Here is a 15,836-nt window from a genome sequence, read left to right as displayed (position 1 = left end):
TCTCTCCTCAACGTCGCAGGGACTGCCCATTCGGATGGTTGGTCCCGTGGATCTGGTTATGACAGTTCAGGCAACTGCCGCCGCGCACCTTGAGATCCCCCTCGGTGATGGACACGTTGGCATGGGGGGCGCTGTGACACTCCTGACACAACTGGGGCACGCGCTTGTTGAGCAGCGCCTGATTGATGGAACCGTGGGGGCTGTGGCATAGAGAGCAATCCTCGGTCACCGGTTCGTGCTCCCACAGGAAGGGGCCCCGCTTCTCGGCATGGCACTCGTAACAGCTCTCGTTGACGGTTGGCTGTTTCAGGCTGGCCTCATTTTGTGACTGATGCGGGTTGTGGCAGCTGGAGCAGGGCATTTCGCCATTCAGGATGGGATGACTGGTGCGCTTGTGCAGATCCGATTTCTCTGCGGCATGGCAGCTGGTGCAGGTCTCGACCTGTTTCTTGCTGTCCATCACCGGATCCTTGGCCTGGTGCAATGTGTGGCAGCTGGTACAGGAGAGATCCTCGACCGCATGAACACTGGCATGCCAGCCCATCCGGTTGGTATCGGTATGACAGGAGAGACAGACACTGTTCTGCTTCTCGACCGGCACAGGTGAATCGGGACCAAAGGTGATCATCGGCTCCCGTTTCTCTCCTTTGCGAGGATTGCGCGTGTGGTTGCCTGCCGGACCATGACAAGCTTCACACTGCCGGTCGGCCATGGGGCCATTCTGGTTGCCCAGATTGCCGTGCACACTGTGGAATATGCCGGTCGCGGGTTTGCGTGAATCTGAATCGTGGCACTTGAGGCAGGTATCAGCTCCCTTCGGGGAGTATTTTCCCTGGTCAAATTTCTTGTCCAGAGCCGATTCAATCTGGAGTCGCGGATCTGCATCGCCAGCGGGTTGCGCGGCATCGCTCTTGGCCCAGGCTGACAGGCAGCTCAGGGCCAGCATGCCAGCCAATAACCACTGCGTGATGGTCTTTTTCATCTTGTTTCCTTCAACGGCGAAGGGCCAGGGGTTACCCCCTGACCGCAGGATTTCATCAACGGAAGTCGTAGACCTTGTGAACCTTGTCGACACCCTGCTCCTGCCCGACGGCATGGCAAGAGGCACACTGTTCAACACCGGTTGCGGCTTCGATCGTCTCTGCACCAAAGACGGCGCCGTTATTCTTCATGTGGGTAGCCCACTCATCCCCTGCCACCGGGCTATCCGGCTTGACCAACCCCAGCGGTGATTTGAGGTGGCAGCTGGAGCAGACCACCAGCACCGGGCTGAAGTATTTGGGCTGTTTGTTGTCAGCCGTGGTGGCGACCAGAGAGGGGCGCGCGTTCTGCTGGTTGGGCAGGTTGTATTGCCCCTGGGTATGACAGGACTCGCAGTTGCTGATATCGCCCGGGAAGGTAGCACTTCCCCCATGTTTGGCGCCCAGCGCGTGGAAGGAGTGGACGTGATATTTCAGGTCCCCCGGCACCCCCGCATAGAACGAGGTACGGGTCGCGTTGTGGCAACTGGTGCACTGGCTCATATCCTTGGCCGCATGATTGCTCATGTGGACTGCCAGATCCTTGTGACAACTGTTGCAGGAAGCGAGATCCGCACCGGCCTTGAGCAGATAGCTGCTGTCGATGCCCCCTTCGGCACGGAAGTAGGCGCTGACCGGATTGATGGCGATCAGGGAGAGTGCGCTGGCAGTACTGCTGCAAGGCAGCAGATCCCCTGCGGCAAACGCCCCGTTGCGATCGGCTTTACGCGCCACACAGACTCTCAAGTCGGCGATGGTCGCAGCCAGGGTGCCGTTGACCTCGTTGCCCGTCTCTTTGCTGCACAGGAAGCGGCCTGTGCCCTGGCTGACACACTTGCTGAACTCGATCTTGTTGCCAGAGACGAAGGTCTGCGGATTGGTGGTGGCCAGCTCGAATCCCTGGCCCTGATCCCAGTTGACCAGAATGGCCGGATTGCCATCTTTGACATATTTCAGCACGTCATTAACGCTCTCGGCCGGCGTACCGTCGACGGTGACGGTCAGTTCGACCTCGATATTGGGAGCGGCATAGCGAACGTCATCGAACGTGAACTGCAGCTTGTCGCGTCCAATCGCCTCGTTGGCCATGTAACCCAGGTGAACCATATAAGGTGACTTGCTGCTGGCCGGATCAGCGCCATGGCACTGGGTGCAGACTGCGCCACTGTTGATCTTGCCGGTGATGTGAGCATCAAAACCTGTGGAGCTGGTTGAATCGGCATGACAGGCACCACAGGCTTTTTCCTGGGCATGTTGCCAGTTACCGGCATTGAGGGTGGCTGGCGTAGCGTCCTTATGACAGGTATCGCAGTTGCGCGGGTCTTGCGGAAAGTGGCTGACCGTCTTGGTATCCGTGCTATCCAGATTGCCATGGTACTTGTGCACTATGGTCGTCAGAGAACGGCGGGTAGCAATGGTCGGATTGCTCTCGTTGTGACAGGTGACACAGAGTTTGGGGTCAGCGCGATCCGCGTGTTTGATCGCTTGCTTCATGTGACAACTGTTACAACTGCTCTGATCCACGATATCCCGGGTCAAAGCGGCGGGCGTCCCTGCCGGCACCCAGTCCAGCACATAGTTGGTAACGGGAACATTGTTGCTGCCACCAAAAAAGATACCGAGACGATGAGTCGCCGTCTCATCCCAGCTAATTACACCATTATTGCTTTGTGAATCAGAAGGATAGGGATCCTGCACTGTGGTGGGGTTGATCGCAAAGGTGTAGCGATATTGCCCATTGCCCAGTGGCTCCAGCTTGCCGCTGTTTTCACTGGTGGCTTTGCCGGAACGGTAGATAAAACTCTTCCAGATGGCCGGGTCTTGCCGTGTGGCATCGCGGCCGGGGATCACCTTGTTGAGGGTGAAGGAGGGGATCGTAGCGCCCAGGTCGTAACCCGAACCCTGTTTGTCCGCCACGTTGAACTGCACCGAGAGCTGACCATCCGGGGTGAGAACCGGTGTCGAGGCCGAGATAGTCAGAGAGTCAGGGGTTCCAGGAGGAGGGGGGGGCGGCTCACTCTTGTCACTGCCATCCCCCCCGCCACCGCAGGCCGAGAGGGTGAGCACCATTGCAGCGGCCACCAGCGCTTTCCAGTATTTCATCTTGTTTATCCTTTTTTATCGGATTTTTATTTCATGTATGAGCTGTGTCAGAAAAGCCCCAAAAACATGCAACATTAGGCCCCTTTGGACCCTCTTTTGGTCAAAAACCATTTCCATCCGAATTATAAGGTTTATATAGTGCTCGACGTTGATAGAAGTCTCAAAAGCGGGATTAAGCCCACTTTTTCGAATAAAAAAACTGTATAGACTGGCTTTTACGATTTTTATGTCACTAGGAGTGCAAAATGAAGCGAAGCATGAAATTGGAAGTGGTGGGGTTATCTCTGTTGATTGGTTCAATTGGGCCAGCCTTTGCCGGGGTCGACGAGATGGCCAAAACATGTAACGCATGTCACGGTAATCAGGGGATCAGCTCACATACAGATATTCCGACAATCGCCGGAATAGCAGAATCTAATCTTGCGGAGCAGATGCGAAGCTACCTGGATGGCCGCCCTGCTAAGACCGTTAATCATGTCACCGGTGACACCAGCAAACAGGGAAACATGACCGACATTGTTAAGGGTCTTAGCGACGATCAGATCGACGAATTGGCAGCTTACTATGCCGAACTGCCCTACCAACCGATGAAACAGCCGTTCGATACCGCACTGGCCAAAGCAGGACAAAAACTGCATGAAGAGTCTGGTTGCAAGAAGTGTCACTCCGAAGGTGGCTCCGTTGCCGATGATGAAGCCTCCATCCTCTCCGGTCAGCCAAAAGGTTACATACTGATGGCCCTGCAAGAGTTCAAGGCTGGCAAGCGCAGCAATGACGAGAAGATGAATAACGCCATCATTGCCATGAGTGATGCCGACCTCAAGGCGTTGGCCGAGTACTACGCCAGCCAGCAATAACCAAAGCGGTCAGGTTTATCCATTGATCAAGCCCCCACTCTGTCGTGGGTGGGGGACTCTTGCCCGTTTCTGGCATTTTGGGAGGTATTTGTCGCTCTTTTTCTTGTCAGGGGGTGGATAACGCCGCTGAACCTCTTTGATCCGGAGTCCAGTATGAAAAAAATAATGCAGTGGGCCTTGCTTGCCACGATCTGTCTGGGTGCAAGCGAGTTTGCCCTCGCAGCGACCGCCGTCGAACCAGCGTCTGCCGCCGTCAGCACTGTGGCCGATAGCAGTGCCGCCGATGCACTGGCCGCACGCCAGGCCAAAGCCGCGAAGAAAGCCGCAGCCGAGAAAAAAGCTGCCGCCCGTTTCGCCAAGTGTGACAAGTGCCACGACGGAAACGAGGGGATGCATGGCAAGCATGCCAGCGTCACCAACCCCAATACCAATGAAGCGGTGACCTGTACCAACTGTCACGGCAACCCGTCAGCCCAGCACCGCAAACAGCGTGGCGGCATTGTCGACGTGATGCGCTTTGGCGACGATGCCTTCCCGCTCAGCCAGCAAAACGGCGTCTGCATGAGCTGCCATGAGCCCGATGATCTGCGCAAGGCGCTGTGGGCCCACGACGTGCATGCGACTCGCGTGACCTGCACCAGCTGCCATCAGTTGCACCCGGCCAAAGAGCCCATGGTCGGCATCCCCGAGAAGGCCCGCATCAAGCTGTGCGTCGACTGCCACAGCAAGCAGCATGAGGCCAGGCAGCAAGCCGCGGCCAAGGAGGGCGCATGAGCACGACCCGTCGCGAGTTTATGGTGGGGATGAGTGCCAGCGCCTTGATCCTGATGACGGGGTCGCCCCGCGCCCTGGCCAACAGCATGACCATCGGGGGGATACGCTACGGCATGATCCACGATGAGACCGCCTGCATCGGTTGTACCGCCTGCATGGATGCCTGCCGGGAAGTCAATCAGGTGCCACAAGGGGTAGCTCGCCTGCAGATCCTGCGTACCGGGCCTGTGGGTGAATATCCGGAACAGGAGTACCGGTTTTTCCGCAAGTCCTGCCAGCACTGTGATAACGCCCCCTGTGTGCATGTCTGCCCGACGGGCGCATCCCATATCCGGGCCGAGGATGGCATCGTCGACATCAACCCCGATCTCTGTGTCGGTTGCCGTTACTGTCTGGCAGCCTGTCCTTATCAGGTCCGCTTTATCAACCCGGTCACCCGCACTGCCGACAAGTGCGATTTTTGCCGCAAGACCAATCTGGCCAACGGCAAGCAACCCGCCTGTGTCGAAGCCTGCCCTACCAAGGCGCTGGTGTTCGGCAATCTGGATGATCCTCACAGCCCGATCGCCAAGCGGCTGGTGCACGAGACCACCTATCGCTACAAACAGTTCCTCGGCACCTCGCCCAAGATGTATCGGGTACCAAAAGGGGAGATAAAATCATGAGTCCACATAACCCGCATCATGGCGGTATCCCTCTGCAGATGGTGAGTAGCGAAACGGGAGGTGTGTACCATGTGGCATAACGCATTTCACTTCGACTCACTGGTCTGGGATGGTCCCATCGCCATCTACCTCTTTCTGCTGGGGATCTCCGCCGGTTCAGTCACCCTCTCGGTGCTGTTGCGCCAGCGCGGGGCCGGCAGCGAGAACGGCATCATCAGGGCGACCGCCATTCTGGCCCCGCTCAGCGTGATACTGGGGCTGCTGATCCTCATCTTCCACCTGGCTCGTCCCTGGACCTTCTGGAAGCTGATGTTCCACTATCAGTTCGATTCCGTGATGTCGATGGGGGTCATGCTGTTTCAGGTCTATATGACTGTGTTGTTTGCCTGGCTGGCGGTGCTCTTCAGAGCCGAGATCGAGGGGCTGCGGCGGCACCTGCTGGCGGACAGGTTCGCCTTCATCGATACCCTGATAGGCAAGGTGGCACAGCTTGAGCGACTGCTTACTCCCCTGTTGTTGTTGCTGGCCGTACTGCTGGGGGCCTATACCGGCTTCCTGCTCTCGGCGCTCAAGACCTACCCCATGCTCAACAACCCGATCCTGCCGGCGCTGTTTCTGGTATCCGGTATCAGCTCGGGGGTAGCCTCCACCATCTTGCTGGCGGTGACTCTGTTCAAGGAGAGCAGCCATAGCAAGGGGGTGAGCTTTGTACACCGCTTCGAGCGCCCCATCGTGGCCATCGAGATCTTCTTGCTGGTCTGCTTCTTCACCGGCCTCTACTTCGGTGGCGGCCAGCGGGAGGCAGCGATGTGGGCGGCCATAGGCGGCGGCTTCTGGTCGCAGGTCTTCTGGTTTGGCGTGATTGGCATCGGCATCCTGCTTCCCCAACTGTTGGGGCTGCTCAGCTCGCCAGCTCGCCAGCACCAGCGCTCCCATCTGGTGCTGGTCTGCAGCCTGAGCCTGGTGGGGATCTTGCTGTTGCGCTACTTCATCCTCTATGCCGGTCAGATGACGGTGCTGTAACATGGTCGCGTGAATGGGTCATTTATGAGTCTCGCCCTTGCATAGGCTGACACACTTTCGGCTCGTTCTTCTCCCCCCACCTCCTCGGCATCCACCATGGGGCCAAAGGCGGGATAAATAACAAGCGCCCTGCCGGGCGCTTGTCGTAGTTATCGTGATGACCGGATTCAGGGAACCGGGCAGATGCTCGGCGAGCCACTGTTGCGGGGCCAGAGAGTGGACCCGTCGCTTTCGGAGAGTGGCAAGAATGTGACGCCTTCGCTCATGTTGGCTGGGGGCAGGTCATCCTCCAGCACATACATCCCCATCGGCAGGCTGCCATAACGCTGGTTGGCCTGCACCTGAGCGACTGCGAGGCTTGAGTAACGCAGGCCGAGCAGATCGAAGTGATTGCGCCAGTCCCAACCGGTGAGCCGACTGAGTGCAACCAGCATAAAGTCATTGCCCGGTATGTCGCGCACCCGTTTGCCGCCATAGACCGCATGCCCCGAGTAGGGGAACAGGCTAAAGCCGAGCCTATCCTTGTTGGCATTCCACTGCGCTTCACTGTCGGCCGCCGCGCCGAAGATCCGTGAATGCTGATAAAGCAGAGTGAAGAGAGTGAAGCCATCGTTCAGCCGGGTGCCATCAGTCAGGAGCATACGGTGGGCGCGCAATGCCATCTGGATATAAAACGCCATGCGATAGCCGTTGTGGACGGCGTAGGCATTGCTCTTCCAGGGGGCTTCGTAGCGACTCTCGCCTGTATCGAGCACCTTGCAGTTGGCCCCGAGCACGACGCGGTTGCCACTCCTGTCCCTTACCTGCGCCGCATCAGACATGAACACATAGAAGAGATCCTTGTGATTCATGTGCCCATCCTTGATGGGCGCCGTGTTGCCATCCCTCAGATAATGGGCGCGCCACTTCACCACATAAGGGAAGATGTTGTTGGAGTTTTCCCCCGCCCGGCTCCCGTAGCCACTCCAGTTGTCGGCATCGCCTGCCGCAGCGTACTGCACGTTCAACCGGTTGGTCTGCAGGTTGTGGCCCAGCTCGTGATTGTCGAGCCAGCCGGTCGGGCTGATGCTGCCGGAAGAGTCCCACGGGTTGCCGCTGCAACCGCTGCCGCAATGGGCATTCTGGTCATAGTTGGCATGCTGGATGATGGTGCGGGTATGGAGCGATTCATCGAGACACCCCTCCCCCAACAGTGCCACGCAGGCGTTTTTAACATCCGCAGGCAGCGACTCATCGAGCCCCTTGCCCTGAATTTTCAGGCCCGCCAGGGTGTAGACACCATTGATGTGATCCCGGGCGATGCTGTCGAGCAGGGCATTGGTGTCGGGGATGACGCCACCAACCGCCTTGGTGAAGCGATCCCGGCGCAGATGCTGTTCGGCGCCATCGGCCCGCAGATCGATATGGGGCAGCTCGGTTTGTTCCAGCCGCTCGTTGAACTCTCGTATCTGCTGCTCATCACTGAAATCCATGATGGCCGGATGACGGGTGACGCCCGTGGCGCTCACCTGGACGGCCAGCGATGCAGCCGCCCCTTCCAGATAGAGGTAGATAGGGCCGCCATAGGGCGAGGTGAAGGTGACACTGCCCCCCTTGGCCAAGATCAGCCGCCCGGTGGCCAGCTCCAGCGGGGCTCGATAGATCTTCTGCTCATAGGCGCGATTGGTATTGGGCCTGTGGTAGTTGAGTCGGACGGTAGCGGACACCTCGGCGTTATCGGTGCGTCTCAGGGTGATGGTTTGTCCCGGCAGGGCATACCAGCCGGTGGTGGTCCACTGCCCGCTGTAGGGAACCGCAATGCGCCGACTGTCGGTGAGCGTTGCGGGATAGGCGTAGTGAGCCGCTTGTCCCTTCACCACCTTGTTGCGATCGGTGACGTACTCCCCCAGATCGGGCTGGGCCGGGGTACGGGTGCGGGCATAGCTCACCAGCCAGTCGGCAAACATCGCCTGCTGCCAGGATTGATGCTCATCCCAGGCAATCGGGTAGTCGATGGCGGCACGGTATTTGTCGGCCAGCAGCAGGGTGGCGGGCAACAGTGTCACGCCGTCACGGGCAAAGGGACTGATCCCGGCCTTGTCGAGGGTGATGGCCCCATTTCTCAGCCAGTCGGCACCCAGCTTGAACTGCTGGTTGAAGCTCTCCGAGCCACCGCAATTGATAAAGTTGCCGCCGCAGCTATCGAGCCACTGGGTAGTGAAGTTGCGATCCAGAAGGTTGCCAAGCAGGGTATCGACCGCCATCAGCTGGGCGTCGGGTGCCATGATGGTGTTCACTGCCAGATCGCTGGCTCTGAGTTTTGACCAGTAGTTGCCCCAGGTAACCAGCCCCATATCGAGATAGAGGGGGCTTAGCAGCGGGCTGGCATCGCGCCGATAGTTGGAGAGCAGCAGCGGGATCCCGGCCGCTTTGGCCTTGGCAATCCCCTGTGCGATCCCCTGATACCCCAGCCCCTGGCGGTCGATATCGCTGATCACGATAAGCTCCGGCGCCATGGTGTCGATACAGTCACTCAACGCCTGATAATCGCAGGTATTGGCCGGGTTGATGCTGTGCTTGTCGGGATAGATCGCCTTGAGCCAGTCCCGCACGCCTTCGTTATGGGGAAAATACCAGCTATCGGTGCGGCTTGGCATCTGGGCGGTGAGGATGCGCAGGCCATCGCTATCCTTGCCCCGGGTCAGCCAGCCAATCAGCCCCTTGAGCAGCGCCTCGCTCTGCGCTGTGCGGTCAACGGAAAACAGGTTCGCCCCCATGGCTGCCTGACGGTAATCGGCTTGCTCGGAGACCATCACCAGCCCCCGGATCTCGCTCTCCCCCTTGCCATTGATGTTGGAGGGGAGCAGGGTCACCGTGCTCTCCGGTTGGAAGCTGGAAAAGGTGATGGAGTCGTGGCTCGGGTTCCAGCTGATCTGTGCCATTCCCTGATAGAGGCTGCGAACCAGCTCAGTGCGGTGCGTCTCACTGTCGGCAATCGCCGCACGGGCATGGGCGATCAGGGATTGCTCGCTGGCAAGGGTATGATCTTCCCGGGCAATCGCATTGGCGGCATCGCTGATAAAGCGAGCCGAGATCTGACAATCGGCGCGCATGGGTGCTGTGGTATAGGTGTTGCCCGTCAGTGTGCCCTCACACCCAGCGATCTGCGCCAGCACGAAGCCACTCTCGGGCTGCACGGTGAAACGGCCCTGTTCACCGGCGTTCAGACGCAGGGCGTCGGGGCTGAGTACGCCCCCCTGAGAAGCTTGGGTGGTGGCGTTGAAATAGACGGCGGCACTCTCCTGCGTGAAGCTGGCCGAGATCTGGCAATCGCTGCTCATGGGGCCAGTGGTATAGGTGAGGCCGTCCAGGGTGCCATCACATCCGCTTATCCCGGTCAGGAGGTAACCGCTGTCAGCCTGTACCGAGAAGCGCCCCTGTTCACCCGCCGCCAACCGCAGGCTGGTGGGGTTCAACTGTCCGCCCGCGCTGCTCTTGCTGGATGCCTCGAAATAGTTGGGGGTGACAGGGGTCTCTTCCTGTTCGCCATCACCGCCGCCACAGCCTGTGATCAACAGCGCCAGTAAGGGAGTGAGAACCGTCTTTTTCATTGTCTGATACGTTCCTTGTGTTACGACGGGTGGGAGGAGTCGGTAGTCTAATGAGCGGTTTCATTTATTTCAACGCTGATTGAATGGTTAATTATCTTTATTTTCAGCATGTTGGATGTGTTTTTTGGCCGGCGTTTGCCGTATTTGGTGTTGCTGGCGCAGCAGAACCGATAGGGATGGGGCGAGCACCCCATCAGCACAGGCCATACCAGCCTGAGCTCACCGTAATGAGTCGCTTCACCGGGTTAACAGGGGATGCTGGGCCGCAGGTTTTGCCTGCAACCCTCGCAGGGGGGATGTCAGACGGATGGATGAGCGGCGGGGTCGATCGTTGCCAGCGCCCGCATCTCCAGCTGCTGCTCGCCGGGGCGACAGACCAGCACCGAGCCTTGCTCGAACCAGTCCCCCAGCACGATACGCCGCGCGGGGTGGCCATCGAGGATGAAGTCGTGGATGGCGGGTCTGTGGGTGTGGCCGTGGATCATCATCCGGCAGTCGTGGGCGCGCAGGGTGTCGTCCACCGCCGCGGGCGTTACATCCATGATGATCTGGCTCTTGTGGGCATTTTCCATCTGGCTTTGGCCGCGCATCTTGCTGGCGATGGCCTGACGGCGGGCAAGCGGCAGTCGCAAAAAGAGCCAGCGCAGCCATTTGAGCTGGGTGATACGACGAAACTTCTGATACCCCAGATCCAGGGTGCAGAGCAGATCGCCGTGGCTCAGCACCACCCGCTCCCCATAGAGGTCGATCACGCAGGGGTCCCCCAGCAGGGTCATCCCCGCGCGCTTGGCAAACTGCTGGCCCAGCAGAAAGTCACGGTTGCCGTGGATAAAGTAGATGGGCACGTTCTGCTGGCTCAGGGCCAAGAAGGCATCGGCCATCTGTTGATGGAGCGGATTGGGGTCATCATCGCCAATCCAGAATTCGAAGAGATCCCCCAGCACATAGAGGGCATCGGCGCCGGGGGCGTCGTGCTCGAGAAAGCGCACCAGTGCCGCGGTCATATCGGGCCGCTGGGCAGAGAGGTGAATGTCACTGATAAAGAGGGTGCTCATGATGTGGGGGTCGGGCTCTCGGTCGAAACAGGGCAAACAGGGGTGGCAGAGGTAGTAGACACAACAGGGGACGAATAGTGCGCTGCGGGCGCCATCGCGCCAGTTGAGGTATGGATATCGTCACGGGATGGCGGCTGCCATGCCAGCTCGGCAAGATTGCGTCCCTCCAGCGTCAGCAGCGCTTCATAAGGATCTCCCGCCAGCCCCAGCAACCGGCACATGGCCGCCTCCCCTTTTAGTCCCTCTTCAAGGCGCAGACGTAGCACGTCACGGTAGAAGGCATCACCAAAACGCTCTAGCAGGGCCGCCATCAAGGTGAGGTGGCGCCAGCCGTTCTGCATCTCGATGGGAGCTGGGGTGACATAGAGCTCCAGTAGCAAGCAGGCATCGCTCTTGTCAGAACCGCTATTAGCACAGCTCTGGTCGAGGCAGGAAAAGGTGCGCTCCAGCAGCCAGATATTGTCGCCCTTGACGCTCGCTTGCCAACCTTGAGCTTCGAGCGTTGCGGCAAACGCCGCCGGATCAGGATGCTGGCAGAGAATATCGAGATCGCTGCCGGGCCGATCGAGGCCGATGGCCAGCGTGCTCACCAGCGCCAGATCGGCGCACTGCGCGGCCAGCTCATCCCACACACCGGCGGTGAGCAGGGCATGGGCCGAGCGCTGGCGCGGGTTGCCGTGGGCCAGATAGTCGAGGCGGCGCCAGTTTGGGCTGGCAGTGGGGGAGGCAGATGGAAAAACTGCGGCCGGGGCCGCAGTTTTGTCAGTGCCAAGTCGGCAGAGATCAGTCAGCAAGGGTCACCTTGGTGATCACCACGTCTTCGGTCGGAACGTCCTGATGGATACGGCCGTAGTTGCCGGTCTTGACGCCCTTGATCTTGTTGACCACGTCCATACCGGCGGTCACTTCACCGAATACGCAGTAGCCGAAGCCCTGAGTGGTGGCGGATTTGAAGTCGAGGAAGTCGTTGTTGTTCACGTTGATGAAGAACTGGGCGCTGGCAGAGTGCGGCTCCATGGTGCGAGCCATGGCGATGGTGCCGATCTTGTTGGACAGACCGTTGGCCGCTTCGTTCTTGATGGGGGCGCGGGTGTCTTTCTCTTCAAAGCCCGGGGCATAGCCGCCGCCCTGGATCATGAAGCCGTCGATGACGCGGTGGAAAATGGTGTTGTCGTAGTGACCGTCACGGCAGTATTGCAGGAAGTTGGCCACGGTTTCCGGGGCTTTTTCAGCGTTCAGGGTGAGGGTGATGTCGCCGTGATTGGTGTGCAGAGTGACCATGATATGTCCTTTCATTTGATGCGGACGACGAAGTGCCCGCAGGTGTATGGCATAAAGTGGTGGCAATTCTAGCCCATCAGGGGCTGGCGGCATAGTCTCTCTGGCGCCGTAACCGTGCTGGCAGGCGGGATTGGCCACGTTTTCTGCCTCGTTTTCTGCCCCTGAACGGGGTATCATGACCAACCATTTTACTCACAGGCAGTGGTTAGAAGATGCTGAAGATATACAACACACTCACTCGTCAAAAAGAAGAATTCAAACCTATCCACCCGGGCAAGGTGGGCATGTATGTGTGTGGTGTCACCATCTACGATCACTGTCATATCGGCCACGGCCGCACCTTCGTCGCCTTTGATGTGGTCGCTCGCTACCTGCGTTACGCCGGTTACGACCTTACCTACGTGCGCAACATCACCGACGTGGATGACAAGATCATCAAGCGTGCCGCCGAGACCCAAGTGACCTGCGACGAGCTGACCGAGCGTCTGATTGGCGACATGCACGCCGACTTCGACGCCCTCGGCATGGTGCGCCCGGATATCGAACCGCGTGCCACCCAGCACATCGAAGAGATCATCGAGCTGGTGCAATCCCTGCTGGAAAAAGAGCACGCCTACGTGGCGGACAACGGCGATGTGATGTTTATCGTCGAATCCTACGCCGACTACGGCAAGCTCTCCGGGCAGGATCTGGAGCAGCTGCAAGCCGGAGCCCGCGTTGACGTGGTCGATGCCAAGCGCAATCCGCTCGACTTCGTGCTGTGGAAGATGTCGAAGCCCGGCGAGCCGACCTGGGAAAGCCCCTGGGGCCCGGGCCGTCCTGGCTGGCACATCGAGTGCTCCGCCATGAACTCCAAGCACCTTGGCAACCACTTCGACATCCACGGCGGCGGCTCCGACCTGCAGTTCCCGCACCACGAGAACGAGATCGCCCAGTCCTGCTGCGCCCACGGTGGCGACTACGTCAACACCTGGATGCACAGCGGTATGGTGATGGTGGATAAAGAGAAGATGTCCAAATCCCTTGGCAACTTCTTCACCATCCGCGACGTGCTGGCCCACTACGACGCCGAAACCGTCCGTTACTTCCTGATGTCTGGCCACTACCGCAGCCAGCTCAACTACTCGGAAGATAACCTCAAGCAAGCCCGCGCCGCGCTGGAGCGCATGTACACCGCCCTGCGCGATCTGCCGGTGGCCGCCGCTGCCGGTGGTGACGAGCAGGTGGCTCGCTTCAAGGAGGCGATGGACGACGACTTCAACACCCCGGAAGCCTACTCCGCTCTGTTCGATCTGGTGCGCGAGATCAACCGCCAGAAGGGTGAAGACATGGCCGTCGCCGCCGCGCTGGGCGCCCGTCTGCGCGAGCTGGGCGCCGTGCTCGGCATCCTGCAGCAAGACCCCGAGGCTTTCTTGAAGGGTGACGAAGCGGATGAAGAGGTTGCCGAAATCGAGCGCCTGATCGCCGAGCGCAATCAGGCCCGTGCCGACAAGAACTGGGCTGCCGCCGATGCCGCCCGCAACCGTCTCACCGAGATGGGCATCGTGCTGGAAGACAGCGCCGGCAAGACCAGCTGGCGCCGTGCCTAAGGCTGGTTGGCCTTGTTGGCGTCTAGTGCCAACAGGTTGAGCGAATAAAAAAACCGCAGCCCTTGGGCTGCGGTTTTTGTTTGTGGTCTGCCGAAGCCTTGGCATCCTTACGGTGACCAATGTTTTAAATGCTATGTTATATGCCTTTTTGCTTACGATATGAGGCATAACTTTTTAAACCGAACATAACAGTTAAAAATAGGAAAAGTAACGGAATAAAATAATACAGCCAATACAATTGTTCAAAAAAGACATTGATTGGTTTGCCAAAGGAACTTTGTTCTACATTGGAAATCCAGTTATATGCACGGTAAGTGAGATACGAAAGCAGAAGAGTAATAGCGGCTCCAACTTGCCAAAAGTAGCCAGTAAGTTCCCATAATTGCTCTAACAGTTCTTCTAATATTGAATTTCTACGTCCCATGTAGATTTCTCCTTTACTATATAACGCCTGCTTAAGGGGCTGGTAACGCACTATCACTAAACTAAATCACAACAAACGTAACCACTGCGGCTCAATGGGACTGGAAACTCCGCGCGTTGACAGTCCCTCTTGAGGCGTTTGTTATGCGTTTTTGACCGCAACAGCCAGCATAAATAGATCAAAAGCTGCCAGTTTAGCCTCTTGTTCATGATCATAGTTACGATATAAAAACTTACGATAGCTACCATCTTTGGAGCTTACAGTTGCGGCCCATTTATCACCTTTTTGGTAAACAGTGACCCAAAACCCTTCGATATTTAAACGAGGATTACCATTTTGTGACAATTTCCAATTTCTAGTTAACCAACGCTTGCGACGGCTTGACCAGTTTCTTACTGTCCGTTCGCGTAACTTTGCAGCGGTAAGATCACTTTCCATGTGACCTGAACATATACAACCAACCTTTAATATATCAGGGTGATTATGGTGTTGCATGTGATGCACATACCTTATTTCTTGAGATTCGCACATTTCACATGTTTGTTCTGTTGATTCCAAATCTTCAATATGGACGCAATTCCAGCCTTTATGAGGAATATCGGGAACAGACCATTTGCCACGCCTCTGAGAAACAAGATTTTCCTCAGGCTCATAGCCAACATCCGATTTCATAATCATCTCCATTAAACCTAATGTCCAATTAAGACGTGAGCAACGCTGATAAAAACTTTAACCATACTATCTTAAAAAAAAACCCAACGATGGAATGAAAAGTGCCATGAGTTGGGAATCGCTCTTAAATTGTTTGTTATGCCTGTGCTGATAGCTGCGACAATATCACCTTGTAGCAAGATTCAAAGTCACGCTCCAAGCCCGGGTCAGAGTACTCTTTTAAGTGTATTCTAAAATCAGCAATACCGTCGTTAGCTGTTTCAAAAGTTTCTAGAAACATGTTTTTCCGTGTCATTATTACTGATGGATTATCATAGCCATATATATTGAATTGATCTGCTGTTATATCAATTTTGATACCACCGAAATCGAGCCATACATGAGATTTTAACTCCCCTTTGTTGCCACCATATTCACCACGGATAAGAGTTGCGCCAGAGAATCCGTTGTCAGTTAAATAGGCCGCTAAAATCTGAGAAGAGTCGTCACAACAAGCTAAAGGAAACTTACTAGCAGATAGTGACGTACCATCAAAGTCGGATGGATTTAAACATTCCATTGTCTGACGAAAACCCAATACAAGTTTATGTAATTTTTCCATCTGTCCTCCAAAGGAATAACGCTCGGTTAAGGTTTTAGCAACGCAACGCCGATGCTACCGAATTCCACCTTAAACATTAAAGCAACGCATAGTAAAAATACCGTGTGTTGCTAATCGCGCTTAAACAGTTTGTTAGGTTTTTTTGGTCGCAGATAGTTGCTCAACCCTCTGATTTATAAATAT

Annotated in this window: 14 protein-coding genes; 5 read left to right on the top strand and 9 right to left on the bottom strand. The window is 57.0% G+C overall.

Annotated features, from left to right (window positions below; all coding sequences use genetic code 11):
- Positions 1 to 7 precede the first annotated feature (7 nt).
- Positions 8 to 982 (bottom strand): DmsE family decaheme c-type cytochrome, encoded by a 975-nt coding sequence (locus I6L35_RS14015; RefSeq protein ID WP_216978493.1) that lies wholly within the window; start codon positions 980 to 982, stop codon positions 8 to 10.
- A gap of 55 nt (positions 983 to 1,037) precedes the next feature.
- Entirely contained in the window at positions 1,038 to 3,122 is a 2,085-nt protein-coding gene (locus tag I6L35_RS14010) for an OmcA/MtrC family decaheme c-type cytochrome (RefSeq protein WP_216978492.1), read from the bottom strand.
- A 245-nt stretch (positions 3,123 to 3,367) separates the two neighbouring features.
- On the opposite strand from I6L35_RS14010, the gene I6L35_RS14005 reads away from it, so the two are divergent.
- The 4 genes from I6L35_RS14005 (at position 3,368) to nrfD (ending at position 6,441) form a co-directional block, all read left to right on the top strand.
- Entirely contained in the window at positions 3,368 to 3,979 is a 612-nt protein-coding gene (locus I6L35_RS14005; RefSeq protein WP_216978491.1) for a c-type cytochrome, read from the top strand.
- 153 nt (positions 3,980 to 4,132) lie between these two features.
- Positions 4,133 to 4,753, top strand: a complete 621-nt coding sequence (gene nrfB, locus I6L35_RS14000) for a cytochrome c nitrite reductase pentaheme subunit (protein ID WP_005346804.1) — start codon at positions 4,133 to 4,135, stop codon at positions 4,751 to 4,753.
- Positions 4,750 to 5,418 (top strand): 4Fe-4S dicluster domain-containing protein, encoded by a 669-nt coding sequence (locus I6L35_RS13995; RefSeq protein WP_216978490.1) that lies wholly within the window; start codon positions 4,750 to 4,752, stop codon positions 5,416 to 5,418. The genes nrfB and I6L35_RS13995 overlap by 4 nt, the downstream gene beginning before the upstream one ends.
- A gap of 69 nt (positions 5,419 to 5,487) precedes the next feature.
- Positions 5,488 to 6,441: a cytochrome c nitrite reductase subunit NrfD gene (nrfD, locus tag I6L35_RS13990; protein ID WP_216978489.1), complete on the top strand. Its 954-nt coding sequence runs from the start codon at positions 5,488 to 5,490 to the stop codon at positions 6,439 to 6,441.
- 167 nt (positions 6,442 to 6,608) lie between these two features.
- Here nrfD and I6L35_RS13985 read toward each other — a convergent pair whose 3' ends face one another.
- The 4 genes from I6L35_RS13985 to I6L35_RS13970 all read right to left on the bottom strand — a co-directional run bounded on the left by I6L35_RS13985 (position 6,609) and on the right by I6L35_RS13970 (position 12,367).
- Positions 6,609 to 10,031 (bottom strand): ImpA family metalloprotease, encoded by a 3,423-nt coding sequence (locus I6L35_RS13985; RefSeq protein WP_216978488.1) that lies wholly within the window; start codon positions 10,029 to 10,031, stop codon positions 6,609 to 6,611.
- A 299-nt stretch (positions 10,032 to 10,330) separates the two neighbouring features.
- Complete coding sequence (lpxH, locus tag I6L35_RS13980) at positions 10,331 to 11,086, bottom strand: UDP-2,3-diacylglucosamine diphosphatase (RefSeq protein WP_216978487.1); 756 nt, start codon at positions 11,084 to 11,086, stop codon at positions 10,331 to 10,333.
- Positions 11,083 to 11,880: a DUF4269 domain-containing protein gene (locus tag I6L35_RS13975; protein ID WP_216978486.1), complete on the bottom strand. Its 798-nt coding sequence runs from the start codon at positions 11,878 to 11,880 to the stop codon at positions 11,083 to 11,085. Before I6L35_RS13975 ends, lpxH begins: the two co-directional genes overlap by 4 nt.
- A complete protein-coding gene (locus I6L35_RS13970; protein WP_033115878.1) occupies positions 11,870 to 12,367 on the bottom strand; it encodes a peptidylprolyl isomerase in 498 nt (165 codons plus the stop codon). The genes I6L35_RS13975 and I6L35_RS13970 overlap by 11 nt, the downstream gene beginning before the upstream one ends.
- Positions 12,368 to 12,579: 212 nt before the next feature.
- Here I6L35_RS13970 and cysS point away from each other — a divergent pair, with 212 nt between their 5' ends.
- Entirely contained in the window at positions 12,580 to 13,956 is a 1,377-nt protein-coding gene (gene cysS, locus I6L35_RS13965; RefSeq protein ID WP_041208491.1) for a cysteine--tRNA ligase, read from the top strand.
- A 136-nt stretch (positions 13,957 to 14,092) separates the two neighbouring features.
- Here the strand turns inward: cysS and I6L35_RS13960 are convergent, their stop codons facing one another.
- From I6L35_RS13960 to I6L35_RS13950, 3 genes are all read right to left on the bottom strand, one after another.
- The gene (locus I6L35_RS13960; protein WP_216978485.1) at positions 14,093 to 14,380 is read right to left on the bottom strand and encodes a hypothetical protein; all 288 of its coding nucleotides are present in this window, start codon (positions 14,378 to 14,380) and stop codon (positions 14,093 to 14,095) included.
- Between the two features lie 141 nt (positions 14,381 to 14,521).
- Positions 14,522 to 15,052 carry a hypothetical protein gene (locus I6L35_RS13955; protein ID WP_216978484.1) on the bottom strand — a complete coding sequence of 177 codons (531 nt, stop codon included), beginning with the start codon at positions 15,050 to 15,052 and terminating at the stop codon, positions 14,522 to 14,524.
- A 136-nt stretch (positions 15,053 to 15,188) separates the two neighbouring features.
- Complete coding sequence (locus tag I6L35_RS13950; protein WP_216978483.1) at positions 15,189 to 15,653, bottom strand: hypothetical protein; 465 nt, start codon at positions 15,651 to 15,653, stop codon at positions 15,189 to 15,191.
- Positions 15,654 to 15,836: the final 183 nt, after the last annotated feature.

This window comes from Aeromonas sp. FDAARGOS 1405 (genome assembly GCF_019048265.1).
Lineage (GTDB): Bacteria > Pseudomonadota > Gammaproteobacteria > Enterobacterales > Aeromonadaceae > Aeromonas > Aeromonas veronii_A.
This window is presented reverse-complemented; position numbering and strand designations above follow the sequence as displayed.